10 protein-coding genes and 2 pseudogenes are annotated in these 12,106 nt (G+C 73.6%); 6 read left to right on the top strand and 6 right to left on the bottom strand.

Annotation, left to right across the window (positions count from 1 at the left end):
* The first annotated feature begins 122 nt into the window (after positions 1-122).
* The 3 genes from folP (at position 123) to HD601_RS34520 (ending at position 4,353) form a co-directional block, all read left to right on the top strand.
* A complete protein-coding gene (folP, locus tag HD601_RS02425; RefSeq protein ID WP_184829382.1) occupies positions 123-935 on the top strand; it encodes a dihydropteroate synthase in 813 nt (270 codons plus the stop codon).
* 189 nt (positions 936-1,124) lie between these two features.
* Entirely contained in the window at positions 1,125-1,307 is a 183-nt protein-coding gene (locus HD601_RS02430) for a hypothetical protein (RefSeq protein ID WP_184818991.1), read from the top strand.
* A 136-nt stretch (positions 1,308-1,443) separates the two neighbouring features.
* The gene (locus HD601_RS34520) at positions 1,444-4,353 is read left to right on the top strand and encodes a helix-turn-helix transcriptional regulator (protein WP_184818993.1); all 2,910 of its coding nucleotides are present in this window, start codon (positions 1,444-1,446) and stop codon (positions 4,351-4,353) included.
* A 171-nt stretch (positions 4,354-4,524) separates the two neighbouring features.
* Here the strand turns inward: HD601_RS34520 and HD601_RS02440 are convergent, their stop codons facing one another.
* The 5 genes and pseudogenes from HD601_RS02440 to HD601_RS36205 all read right to left on the bottom strand — a co-directional run.
* A complete protein-coding gene (locus HD601_RS02440; RefSeq protein ID WP_184818995.1) occupies positions 4,525-5,880 on the bottom strand; it encodes an APC family permease in 1,356 nt (451 codons plus the stop codon).
* Between the two features lie 170 nt (positions 5,881-6,050).
* Positions 6,051-6,821, bottom strand: coding sequence for an LOG family protein (locus HD601_RS02445; protein WP_184818997.1), 771 nt, complete (start codon positions 6,819-6,821; stop codon positions 6,051-6,053).
* Positions 6,822-6,861: 40 nt separating this feature from the next.
* A complete protein-coding gene (dapE, locus tag HD601_RS02450; protein ID WP_184818999.1) occupies positions 6,862-7,926 on the bottom strand; it encodes a succinyl-diaminopimelate desuccinylase in 1,065 nt (354 codons plus the stop codon).
* Between the two features lie 27 nt (positions 7,927-7,953).
* Positions 7,954-8,337, bottom strand: a pseudogene (locus HD601_RS36200) (VOC family protein); the annotation flags it as partial.
* Positions 8,317-8,631, bottom strand: a pseudogene (locus HD601_RS36205) (VOC family protein); the annotation flags it as partial. The pseudogenes HD601_RS36200 and HD601_RS36205, both read right to left, overlap by 21 nt.
* A gap of 71 nt (positions 8,632-8,702) precedes the next feature.
* On the opposite strand from HD601_RS36205, the gene HD601_RS02460 reads away from it, so the two are divergent.
* Both HD601_RS02460 and HD601_RS02465 read left to right on the top strand, forming a co-directional pair.
* Positions 8,703-9,374: an RNA polymerase sigma factor gene (locus HD601_RS02460; RefSeq protein WP_184819003.1), complete on the top strand. Its 672-nt coding sequence runs from the start codon at positions 8,703-8,705 to the stop codon at positions 9,372-9,374.
* A complete protein-coding gene (locus HD601_RS02465; RefSeq protein ID WP_184819005.1) occupies positions 9,371-10,471 on the top strand; it encodes a hypothetical protein in 1,101 nt (366 codons plus the stop codon). Before HD601_RS02460 ends, HD601_RS02465 begins: the two co-directional genes overlap by 4 nt.
* Before the next feature lie 2 nt (positions 10,472-10,473).
* On the opposite strand, the gene HD601_RS02470 is transcribed toward HD601_RS02465, so the two are convergent.
* Positions 10,474-11,091: a peptidase inhibitor family I36 protein gene (locus HD601_RS02470; protein ID WP_184819007.1), complete on the bottom strand. Its 618-nt coding sequence runs from the start codon at positions 11,089-11,091 to the stop codon at positions 10,474-10,476.
* A 47-nt stretch (positions 11,092-11,138) separates the two neighbouring features.
* Between HD601_RS02470 and dapD the strand changes: the two genes are divergently transcribed.
* Entirely contained in the window at positions 11,139-12,071 is a 933-nt protein-coding gene (gene dapD / locus HD601_RS02475; RefSeq protein ID WP_184819009.1) for a 2,3,4,5-tetrahydropyridine-2,6-dicarboxylate N-succinyltransferase, read from the top strand.
* Positions 12,072-12,106 lie beyond the last annotated feature (35 nt).

The raw sequence follows: 12,106 nt of genomic DNA on the forward strand, positions 1-12,106 counted from the left end.
TGACACCTCGTGCGACGCTTACAGACACCGAACCAGCAGCCGATCAGCAGTCGACCGAAGGAGCTTTCGTGGGTGTCCTGCGCCTGGGCCGCTCGACGTTCCCGCCCGGCCGGTTCGCCGTCATGGCGATCGTGAACCGCACCCCCGACTCCTTCTACGACCGGGGTGCGACGTTCGCGTTCGAGCAGGCGTGGCGCCGGGTCGAGCAGGTCGTGGCCGAGGGTGCGGACATCATCGACGTCGGCGGGGTGAAGGCGGGCGCCGGCGAGCCGGTCAGCGAGGACGAGGAGATCGACCGCGTCGCCGGGCTGGTCGGGGCGATCCGCGAGACCTACCCGCAGGTCGTCGTCAGCGTCGACACCTACCGGGCCCGCACGGCCGACGCGCTGTGCGAGGCGGGCGCGGACCTCGTCAACGACACCTGGGCCGGCGCCGATCCGAACGTCGCCGACGTCGCCGCGCGGCACGGCGCCGGGCTGGTCTGCAGCCACACCGGCGGCATGCTGCCGCGGACGCTCCCGCACCGCGTCGGCTACGAGGACGTGGTCGCCGACGTCCTCGCGCACACCGTCGGCCTGGCCGAGCGGGCGGCGGAGCTGGGCGTGCCGCGCGAGGGCATCGTCATCGACCCCACGCACGACTTCGGCAAGAACACGTTCCACTCGCTCGAGCTGACCCGCCGCCTCGACGAGCTGGTCGCGACGGACTGGCCGGTGCTGGTCAGCCTCTCGCGCAAGGACTTCGTCGGCGAGACGCTCGACCTCCCTGTCGGCGAGCGGCTGGGCGGCACGCTCGCCGCGACCGCGATCTCGGCCTGGCACGGCGCCCGGGTGTTCCGCGCGCACGACGTCGCCGCCACCCGGCAGGTGCTCGACATGGTGGCCTCGATCCAGGGCGCCCGCCCGCCCGCGGCCCCGCTGCGCGGCCTCACCTGAGGCCTCAGTCGGCGGACCGCCCGACTGAGGCCACCTCAGGGCACCTCAGGCCCCCTCACCCGCCCCTCAGGCCGCGAGTAAGGCCCCTTCCACCTGCGAAGATGCGGCAGTCACCTCATGTGGCGACCACCCCTTACGGACCAGACTCTTCACTGTCAGCAGATGAAGGTCACCGAAAGAGGTCCGGTCATGAACAGCGCCTACACCGCCCAGCTCATGCACGAAGAGCGCGCGGACCGGCTGCGGGCCGAGGCCGACGCCGATCGGCTCGCCCGCGCCGCCCGCCGTGCCGCCAAGAGCTCGCCCCGACGGGCCCGCTCGTCCGGCACCGCCTGGGTGGTCAACCACCTTCCCGGCCGCCACGCGGCCTGATCCCAGCCATCCCGAGCGGCCCCGGTGTCCTCCCCTCCGGACACCGGGGCCGCACCATGCCGGGAAACCGGTGTGCCCGGAGCGGCCCGGGCGTAGCAGGATGGACATCGTGGCGTTGGCAACGACGAGTCCCGCGATGGTCGGTCGCACGAGCCAGCTCGACGGACTGCGGTCCGCGCTGGCCGCGGCGGCCGACGGCGTCCCCGCGACGGTCGTCCTCGGCGGCGAGGCCGGCGTCGGCAAGACCCGGCTGGTCACGGAGTTCGCGGCCGAGGCGGAGCGCGACGGCGCCCTGGTCGTCGTCGGGCAGTGCGTCAGCCTCGGCGGCGAGGGGCTCGCCTACGCCCCCGTCGCCGGCGCGCTGCGCGAGCTGGCCGCCCAGCTCGGCGTCCCCGGCCTGCTGGCCGCCGCCGGACCGGGCCGTGCCGCCCTGCGCACGCTGCTCCCCGACCTCCCCGGCGCCGACGGCGACGACGATCCCGGGGGTACCAGCCAGGGCCGCGTGTTCGAGGCGGTCACCGGCCTGCTCGAGCACGTCGCCGCCGACCGCCCGCTGGTCCTGGTGCTCGAGGACCTGCACTGGGCCGACCGCTCCACGCGCCAGCTACTCGGGTTCGCCGTCCGGGCCCTCGGCACCGCGCGAGTGCTGATCGTCGGCACCTACCGCAGCGACGAGGTCTCTCGCGACCACCCGCTGCGCATCCTGCTCGCCGAGCTCGAGCGGGTCCGGACGGTGCACCGCATCGACGTGCCGCGGCTCACCGAGGACGAGGTCGCCCTGCAGCTCGCCGGGCTGGCCGGCACGGCGCCGGCCACCGACGCCGTCCGGCGCATCCACGCCCGCAGCGAGGGCGTGCCGTTCTTCGTCGAGCAGCTGGCCGACCTCGACGACGGCACGACCCTGCCGGAGTCGCTGCGCGACCTGCTGCTGATCCGCGTCGAGCAGCTCTCCGACGAGTCGCAGCGGCTGGTCCGGCTGCTCGCCGTCGGCCGCGACAGCGTCGGTCACGACCTGCTGGCCGCCGTCGCCGCCGTCGATCCCGACGCCCTCGACCGCACCCTGCGCGAGGCGGTGTCGGCCAACGTGCTGCGGGTCGACGGCGACGGCTACGCGTTCCGCCACGCGCTGGTCCACGAGGCCGTCCACCTCGATCTCCTCCCCGGCGAGCACGCCCGCCTGCACGCGCTCTACGCCGGCACCCTGGAACGGCAGCTCAGGGCCGGCGCCGCCGGCCGCTCGCTCACGGCGGAGGCCGCCCACCACTGGTTCTGCGCGCACGAGCACGCCAAGTCCTTCACCGCGTCGCTGGGCGCCGCGGCCGAGGCGCGCTCGCTGTCTGCCTACGACGAGGCGCAGCACAACTACGAGCGGGCGCTGGAACTGTGGGACCAGGTGCCCGACGCCGAGGCGACGGCCGGGTTCGACCACACCGAGCTGCTGGGCCGCACGGCCGCGGCCGCCAGCAACGCCGGCGAGGTCGACCGCGCGCTGGCCCTGGTCGAGGCCGCCCTCACCGAGGCCCGGGCCGAGGCGAGCACCGTCGAGCCCGCCCGCGTCGCCCGGCTGCTCGGCTTCCGGGGGACGCTGCTCAGCGAGCTGGGGCTGGCCGGCGCCACCGACGAGGTGCGCCGCGCGCTCGAGCTCATCCCGGCCGACCCGCCCTCGCCGCGCCGGGCACGCCTGCTGCAGAAGTACGTCTCGCGACTCATGATGGACGGCTCGCATGCCGAGGCCATCGCGCTGTCCGCCGAGGCCGCCGAGCTGGCGCACCGGACCGGCGAGGCGGAGTCGGAGTACCGCGCCTACGTGGTGCTCGGGCCGTGCCTGCTGCACTCGGGGCGGGTCGACGAAGGTCTCGAGGCGCTCGAGACCGCGCACCGCCTCGCCGGCGACCGGCCCGAGTGGCTGGTCGGCTACCACATCAACATGTCCGACTCGCTGCACCTGCTGGGCCGCTACGCCGAGGCGGCCGAGGTGGCCCGCGCGGGCATCGACCGCGCCCGCGCCGTCGGGCTGGCCCGCACGCTCGGCACCATGATGGCCGGCAACGCCGCGGAGCCGCTGCTGGCGCTGGGCCACTGGGACAAGGCCGAGCGCATGATCACGCGCGCGCTCGAGCTCGACCCGCCCGGCCGGCACGTCTGGCAGCTGGTCGGACTGCAGTCCTGGCTGGAGTTGTGGCGCGGCGACGTCGGGGCGGCCTCACAGTCGGCGGCGGAGATCCGCGAGCGGCTGGCCGGCCGCGAGCCCGGACCGCAGTACGTGCTGCCGGTCACCCGGGCCGGCGCCGAGGCCGCGCTCGGCCGCGGCGAGCCCGGCGTCGCCTGGGACCTCGTCCGCGCCACCATGGACGGCCTGCCGGGCCGGCACCCCGGCTACGAGCTGCCGCTGCTGGCGGCCGCCGCCTGGGCGCTCGAGGCGCGGTCGCGCGACGGCGCCAGGGCCGGAACCGACGCCGACTGGCTGCGCGGCCGGCTCGAGCCGATCGCCGGCTGGGGGCCGGGGCCGGTGTGGGCGCCGGTCATCGAGGCGCACCTCGCCGGCCTCGACGGGCCCGCGCCCGACGCGTGGCGGCGCGCGCTCGACGCCGTCGAGCGGGCCGAGGGACCGGCACACCTGCGACCGTTCGCCGGCCACCGGCTGGGCGAGGCGTACGTCCTGCTCGGCGACCGTGCGGCGGCCGAGGAGCCGCTGCGCCGGGCCGCCGACGAGGCCGACCGGCTCGGCGCCGGGCTGGTGCGGCGCTGGATCGACGACCTCGTGCGCCGCGCCCGCCTGGGCCTGCCGCCGTCCCCGTCGGGCCCGAACGGCGACACCGGTACCTTCCCGGCGCTGACCGACCGCGAGCGCGAGGTACTGCTCCTGGTGGCGGCCGGCCGCAGCAACCGGCAGATCGGCGAAGAGCTGTACATCAGCGCCAAGACCGCCAGCGTCCACGTGTCAAACATCCTGGCCAAGCTCGGGGTCTCGGGCCGCGGCGAGGCCGCCGCCCTCGCCCACCGCAATCACCTCCTCGACGAACCTGAGCGTCGCCCGACCGCCTGACCCCAACCGGCCCCGGAACGCCACCAGGGCTGACCAGGTGGAGGGGCGGGATGCGGAGCCGGCGTCAAGAGCGCCCGCGGCATGCTTCACCGCCGCGTAGCGGAGCCGGCGCAGCATCCTCCCGCCCCTCCGCCGGGCCCACAGCCCGAGCGCGAGACGGAGCCGGGTCCGTCAGTTGACGGGACCGCCGACGCCCAGGTTCTCGGGATCCTCCATGTCGCCCTGCGACCGGTGCAGGCGCCGGTTGACCAGCCAGGTGACGAACCAGAGCACGACGCCGATGGCGAGCAGGATGCCGGCGATGCGGTACTGCTCGTTGTCGCGCCCGGTGAGCGGCGTGGCGAGGTAGGCGCAGGTGATGGCACCGATGATCGGGATGATCGTCGGCGTGCGGAAGTGCTTGTGCTCGACCGGGTTGCGCCGCAGCACCAGCACGGCGACGTTGACGACCGAGAACACCGCGAGCAGCAGCAGCGCCGTCGTGCCGCCGAGGGCCGGCACCTCGCCGACGAACGTGATGAGGCCGGCCGCGAGCACCGTCGTGAAGATGATGGCGACCCACGGTGTGCGCCGCCCGGGGTGCACGCGGCCCAGCGGACCGGGCAGCACCCGCTCGCGGCTCATGCCGTAGACGAGCCGGCTGGCCATGAGCATGTTGATCAGCGCGGAGTTGGCGACGGCGAACATCGTGATGAACGCGAAGATCTTCAGCGGGAAGCCGGGCGCGCCGGCCTCGACCACCTGCAGCAGCGGGGTTTCGCCCTCGCCGAGCTGGTCGACCGGCACCAGCGCCACCGAGGAGATGGCGACCAGCACGTAGATGATGCCGGTGATGATCAGGCCCGACAGCATGACCTTGGGGAAGATCCGGACCGGGTCCTTGCACTCCTCGGCCATGTTGACGGAGTCCTCGAACCCGACCATGGCGAAGAACGCCAGGGCCGTGGCTGCCGTGACCGCCCCGAAGACGCCCTGGCCCTGCGTGTCGAACTCGGTGACGCGGGAGAGGTCGGCCTCGCCGCCGCCGATGGCCCACAGGCCGATCATGATGATGATCAGCAGGCCGCTCAGCTCGACGCAGGTGAGCACGACGTTGGCCTTGACGCTCTCGCCGACGCCGCGGAAGTTCACCGCCGCGACCAGCAGGATGAACCCCAGCGCGACGCCGGTGATGCCGACGCCGGTGCTCAGTTCGACGTTGAACGCCTCGGACAGGTTCGCCGCGAACGCGCGCGACGCCGTCGAGGCCGAGGTGATGCCCGAGCACATGACCGTGAACGCGACGATGAACGTCACGAAGTGGACGCCGAACGCCTTGTGCGTGTAGAGCGCGGCGCCGGCGGCCTGCGGGTACTTCGTCACCAGTTCGAGGTAGCTGAACGCGGTGAGGATGGCCACGACGAACGCGACCAGGAACGGCAGCCAGGCCGCTCCGCCCACCTCGGCGGCCACTTGGCCGGTCAATGCATAGACACCGGTGCCGAGAATGTCACCGACGACGAACAACAGCAGCAGGCTGGGCCCCATGACCCTTTTCAGGCTGGGTTGTTCCGCGGGCTGGCGGGGGGCCTCTCCGGTCTGCACGGGCGCATCTGCCATGAGCCGCCTCCAATCGTTGCCTTGGTCTACCCCTTGGAGGGTGTGCGACGCAAGCAGCGACGCGGCTCAGCAGGCGTCCGGTACAGCGAATTCAGACGCTATCCGCGACCCGCCGCGCGACGGGCCTCTTCGGCCCTGGCCAGCACCGACATCACCTCGTCGAGGTCGTCCGTCACAGTGAGGAGGTCGATGTCGACTGCCGAGATCTTCTTCTCCACGACCAGCGTGTCACGAAGCCAGTCGACGAGTCCTTTCCAGTAGTCGACACCGACCAGGATGATGGGAAAAGCGGTCACCTTGTGGGTCTGGACCAATGTCATGGCCTCGAACAGTTCGTCGAGGGTGCCGTACCCGCCCGGAAACACCACAAACCCCTGCGCGTACTTGACGAACATGGTCTTGCGGGCGAAGAAATAGCGGAAGTTGACGGCGAGCTCGACGTAGGCGTTGATGCCCTGCTCGAACGGCAGCTCGATGCCCAGACCGACGGAGGTGCCGCCGGCCTCGTGGGCGCCCTTGTTGGCGGCCTCCATGATGCCCGGGCCGCCGCCGGTGATGACGGCGTAGTTCGCGCCCACCAGTCGTTTCCCGAGGTCGACGGCGAGCTGGTAGTACGGGTCGTCGGGCAGCGTGCGGGCCGAGCCGAAGACGCTGATGGCCGGGCCGAGCTCGGCCAGCGCGCCGAAGCCCTCGATGAACTCGGCCTGGATGCGCAGCACGCGCCAGGGGTCGGTGTGCACCCAGTCGCCGGGTCCGGCGGTGTCGAGCAGGCGCTGGTCAGTGGTCGTCACGTCGTACTGCTTCCCTCGCTTGATCACCGGCCCGGCGTACTTCTCCGCCGGCCGCCCGAACTCCTCGTGTCGCGTCACGCGGCCAGGGTAGTGGCCCCGCTCGCGTCGAGGGGGTGACTCAGCCGCGGAGCCAGGTCCGCAGCCGCTCCTCGCAGACGTCGATCTCGGCGATGTCGACGCGTTCGTCGTCGGCGTGCGCGAGCTGCGGGTCGCCGGGGCCGTAGTTGACGGCCGGCACGCCGAGCGCGTCGAACCGGGCGACGTCGGTCCAGCCGACCTTCGCCCGCGGCTCGCCCCCGACGGCCGTCACGAACGCCGCCGCGACGGGGCGGTCGAGGCCGGGCCGGGCGCCGGGCGCGGTGTCGAGCAGCCGGACCTCGTAGCCGTCGAACACCGACCGCACGTGATCGAACGCCTCGGCCTCGGTGTGGCTGGGGGCGAAGCGGTAGTTGACGCTGACCTCGCAGCGGTCGGGGATGACGTTGCCCGCGATGCCGCCGCTGATGCCGACCGCGTTGAGGCCCTCGCGGTAGTCGAGGCCGTCGACGGTGACCGTGGCCGGCCGGTAGTCGGCCAGCCGCTGCAGCACCGGCGCGGCGGCGTGGATGGCGTTGCTGCCCCGCCACCACCGGGCGCTGTGCGCGGCGGTGCCGGTGAGCTCGACGGCGACCCGCAGCGTGCCGTTGCATCCGCCCTCGACCGCGGCCGAGGTGGGCTCCATGAGAACGGCGAAGTCGGCGGCCAGCCAGCCGGGGTGGCCGCGGGCGATGCGGCCGAGGCCGTTGCGCTCGGCCTCGACCTCCTCGTTGTCGTAGAAGACATAGGTGACGTCGCTGACCGGGGTGGCCAGCTGCGCGGCCAGCCGCAGCCCGACCGCGACGCCGCCCTTCATGTCGACGGTGCCGCGCCCCCAGAGCACGCCGTCGGCGAGCCGGGTGGGGAGGTTGTTCGCGACCGGCACGGTGTCGAGGTGCCCGGCCAGCACCACCCGCGACGGCCGCCCCAGCGACGTGCGGGCGACGACGGCGTCGCCGTCGCGGAGGACCTCGAGGTGCCCGACGGCGCGCAGCGCGGCCTCGACGGCGTCGGCGAGCGGCCCCTCGTGGCCGCTGGGCGAGGCGAGGTCGCAGAGCTGCGCCGTCAGTGCCGGCGCGGGAAGGTCGAGATCGAGAAGGTGGCCCACAGCTGTCAGAGCCTACGACCGCGGCGCGAAGGCGCAGAACTCGTTGCCCTCGGGGTCGGCCATGACGTGCCAGGAGATGTCGTCGCCGGGCTCGCGCAGGACGGTGGCGCCGCGCTCGGTCAGGGCGCCGACGTCGGCGACGACGTCCCAGTGGACGCGGTTCTTCACCGTCTTCGGCTCGGGCACCGGCACGAAGCACAGGTAGTCGAACGGCAGCCGGCCGCCGGACTCGAGCGCGGCGTAGTGCTCCTGGGGCTCGCGCTCGGGCTCGAGCCCCAGCAGCGCGCCCCACCACGCGGCCTGGGCGTGCGGGTCTGCGGAGTCGACCACGACCTCGTAGAACCGGCCGGGCAGCGAGGCACGGCCGGGGCGCACGAACGCGCAGAACTCGCCGCCGCCGGGGTCGGCCATGACGAACCAGTGGATCTCGTCGTCGGGCTCGCGCAGCACGGTGGCGCCGAGCGAGCGCAGGCCGTCGAGGTCGCCCACCTCGACGTCGAGGTGCACGCGGTTCTTGGCCGACTTGGCCTCGGGGACGGCGTCGACCCAGACGTGCTCGCCTTCTGCATTGCCGCGCAGGTGCGTAGGATCGTCTGGGTCTGGCCGGTGACCGAGCGCCGCCGCCCAGAACTCGGCGAGTCGGGGCTGGTCGCTGGCGTCGAGGCAGAGAGCCTGCCACGTGGCGAGGGGCGAGGTCGGGCTCATGGCGGCAACGCTAGCCGAGCGTACCGACACCCTGACCGCACGAGACCCGACCCTGGTGGACCCCACTGATCATGAGCTCCCTGCCGGCCGCTCCCCCCGACGACCAGCACCTGTGGTCGCGGGCACGCCAGGGCGACCCGGCCGCGTTCGGTGAGCTCTTCACCCGGCACTCGACGGTGGTCTACAACTACTGCTTCCGGCTCACCGGCAGCTGGAAGACCGCCGAGGACCTCACCTCGGTCGTCTTCCTCGAGGCGTGGCGCAAGCGCGAGGACGTCACCGACGGTGCCGGCTTCGTGCCCTGGCTGCTCGGCCTGGCGTCCAAGGTGGCCGGCAACAGCACCCGCGCCGTCCGCCGGCACCGCCGTCTGCTCGCCAAACTGCCGCCCGCGGTCATCGCCGGGGGCGCCGCCGACGCCGTCCCGCACACCAACGGCACCGGCCCGGCCACCGACGGCGTGCCCGCCGACGCCGAGGCCCGGGCCGAGGACGAGCGGCGCATGAAGCAGATCCTGCGGGTGTTCCGGCGGCTGCCGAAGCAGGAGCAGGAGGTGCTCGCGCTGTGCGTCTGGGGCGAGCGCACGTTCGCCGAGGCCGCCGTCGCCCTCGGAATCCCCGTCGGTACCGTACGCTCGCGTCTGGCGCGGGCCCGAGCTCACATGGAGCGGCTCACCGAGGCCGCCGCCACCAAGTCCGCGGAGCCGCGATCCGGCCCGCGACCTGAAGGAGCGCACCACTCATGAGTTCCACCGGCATGAACCTCGCCTTCGAGCTCCCGGCACGTCGCGAGCTGCCCGCCGAGCGCCGCGACGCCATCCGTCGCCTGCTCGAGGACACCGTCGCCGGCCGGCCGGCCGCGCGGCGACGCCCGACGCTGCGGCTGGCGCTGTGGCCGGCGGCCGGCCTCGCCGCCGCGGCCGCGGTCACCACCGCGGTCCTCGTCGTGGGTGACTTCGGGACCGGCGGCGAGGAGGTGGCGCACGCCGCCACGCCGCCCGTCCTGGCCGGCGAGCTGGGCATCGGCGCTCCGGCCGAGGCGGAGCTGCAGGCCCTGGCCGCCACGGCCGCCGCCGCTCCGCAGGCGTACGCGGCCGTCGATACGACGGTGTCGACCGAGACCTGGCTGCTGTCGGTGACCGAGACGGCCTCGGACGGCGCACCGGCCGAGGGGCAGGCGCAGGCCGAGGGGCAGGCGCCGGCCGAGGGCCGGGCACCCGCCGAGGGCGCCGCTGCGACCCTGTCCATGAGCGGCACGGCCGCTGTCACCACGGCCGTCGTGCCGGTCCTGCGCGAGCAGCGCCTTCTCGCCGATGGCTCGGTGCACCTGCGCGAGACCCAGGGCGAGGCGCGGTTCCCGACCGCCGAGTGGAGCGCGTCGGACGAGTCCGCCGCGGCGGGCACCGTCCTGCTCGACGAGACCCTCCCGGCCGGTGGCCTCCCGTCGGCCTATCCCGCGCAGCTGGCCACCGACCCAGCCGCCCTGCGCGAGCAGCTGCTGACGGTGTGGCCGCAGGCGACCGACCCCGCCGCGGCACTGTTCCAGGCGCTGCACGAGGTCGGCTCCACCCGCCCGGTCGACGGGCCGGTGCAGGCCGCGGCGCTGACCATGCTGGCGCACGAGCCCGGCGTGGTGGCACTGGGCGCGGCCACGGACCGCCGCGGCCGCGACGCCGTCGCGTTCGCCACCGACAGCGCCGACTCCGGCCTGGACCGCCGCTACGTGCTCCTGGTCGACCCCGCTACCGGGCGCATGCTCGGCTACGAGGAGATCCTGACCGGCGACACCGGCCTGCTGGACGTGAAGTCGCCCGCCGTCACCGCCTACACCGTCTTCCTCTGAGCTCACGCCGGGCTGCAGGTCCAGGCGCTCATGCGGTTGTCGTTGGCGGTGCCGACGTAGGCGCTGGTGCGCCCGGCGCCCATGGTCCACAGCAGGGTGCCGCCGGAGCTGTCGTAGGCGTTGATGCGCTTGTCGAGGTTGCGGTTGGCCCACGACGAGGTGTTGTTGTCGAAGCCCCAGGACGCGGCCGAACCGGAGCAGGTGCTGGAGAACTGGTAGCGCGCGCCGTCCCAGTTCATCGAGGTGTAGAAGCAGTAGTAGTCGACCGGGCACGAGAGGTGCGTGCCACGCGGCTCGACGTCGCTGCCGCGCGCCTGCGCATCGTCGGCGAGGCCGAGCGCCTCGGCGACTTCGTGCCGGACGTTGGCGCCGAGCCCGAGGGGCGCGGCGGCGTCGCCAGGGTTGGGCCAGACCACGACGACCGCGCCGTCGTCCCAGGCCATGGCGTTGTCGGAGACCTGGACGCCGCCCGGCTGCTGCTCGAGCGCCGCCGCCATCTCGGCCGCGAGCGGGCCGGTGGGCGGGTCGTCCGCCGCATCACCGGCGTAGGCGCCGCCCGTCGCCGTCAGCACCGTCGTCGCGGCTCCCACGAGAGTGGCGAGCAGCCGTCGTCCCGTCATGAGGCCTCCTGGGGTGCGGCGTGGCGGCGTTCCGTAGGCTGACCCTCATGACCGACGAGCGACGGGCATGGGGTTTCGGCCTGGCAACGATAGCCGCAGACGGAACGATCTTGGATGTTTGGTACCCATCCCCAGCTCTCGGCAAACCGCCCATCTCCTCCGACGACGCCCACATCGAGCTGCGCGACCTCGAGGGTGAGGACCTCGACCGCGGGGTCCGCCGGACCGTCGTCGAGACCGTCGCCGACCTCGACGCGCCGCCCGCCGACGCCCAGGACGCCTACCTCCGGCTGCACCTGCTGTCGCACCGGCTCGTCCAGCCGCACGGGCTGAACCTCGACGGCGTGTTCGGCGTGCTCAGCAACGTCGTCTGGACCAACCACGGCCCGTGCGCGGTCGACGGCTTCGAGCGCACCCGCGTGCGGCTGCAGCGCCGTGGCCCGGTCACCGTCTACGGCATCGACAAGTTCCCGCGCATGGTCGACTACGTCGTGCCCGCGGGCGTGCGCATCGCCGACGGCGACCGCGTGCGGCTGGGCGCGCACCTGGCCGCCGGTACCACCGTCATGCACGAGGGCTTCGTCAACTTCAACGCCGGCACCCTGGGCTCGTCCATGGTCGAGGGCCGCATCTCGGCGGGCGTCGTCGTCGGCGACGGCTCCGACGTCGGCGGCGGCGCGTCGATCATGGGGACGCTGTCGGGCGGCGGCAAAGAGACCATCACCGTCGGGCAGGGCTGTCTCATCGGCGCCAACGCGGGCATCGGCATCTCGCTCGGCGACGGCTGCGTGGTCGAGGCCGGCTGCTATGTCACCGCCGGCACCAAGGTCGGGCTGCCCGACGGCCGCGTCGTCAAGGCGATGGAGCTGTCCGGGCGCGACGGCCTGCTGTTCCGCCGCAACAGCGTCTCCGGCGCCGTCGAGGCCCTGGCCCGGTCCGGCGACTGGGGCGGGCTGAACGCCGTCCTGCACGCGAACTGACCGGCCCCGGACCACCAGGAACCACCGGCCCGGCC

This window comes from Jiangella mangrovi (assembly GCF_014204975.1).
Lineage (GTDB): Bacteria > Actinomycetota > Actinomycetes > Jiangellales > Jiangellaceae > Jiangella > Jiangella mangrovi.

Bases quoted from the DNA above. Each gene is read 5' to 3' on its own strand.
- folP (WP_184829382.1), top strand. From the start codon at position 123: ATGGCGATCGTGAACCGCACCCCCGACTCCTTCTACGACCGGGGTGCG.
- HD601_RS02430 (WP_184818991.1), top strand. From the start codon at position 1,125: ATGAACAGCGCCTACACCGCCCAGCTCATGCACGAAGAGCGCGCGGAC.
- HD601_RS34520 (WP_184818993.1), top strand. From the start codon at position 1,444: ATGGTCGGTCGCACGAGCCAGCTCGACGGACTGCGGTCCGCGCTGGCC.
- HD601_RS02440 (WP_184818995.1), bottom strand. From the start codon at position 5,880: ATGGGGCCCAGCCTGCTGCTGTTGTTCGTCGTCGGTGACATTCTCGGC.
- HD601_RS02460 (WP_184819003.1), top strand. From the start codon at position 8,703: ATGAGCTCCCTGCCGGCCGCTCCCCCCGACGACCAGCACCTGTGGTCG.
- HD601_RS02465 (WP_184819005.1), top strand. From the start codon at position 9,371: ATGAGTTCCACCGGCATGAACCTCGCCTTCGAGCTCCCGGCACGTCGC.
- HD601_RS02470 (WP_184819007.1), bottom strand. From the start codon at position 11,091: ATGACGGGACGACGGCTGCTCGCCACTCTCGTGGGAGCCGCGACGACG.
- dapD (WP_184819009.1), top strand. From the start codon at position 11,139: ATGACCGACGAGCGACGGGCATGGGGTTTCGGCCTGGCAACGATAGCC.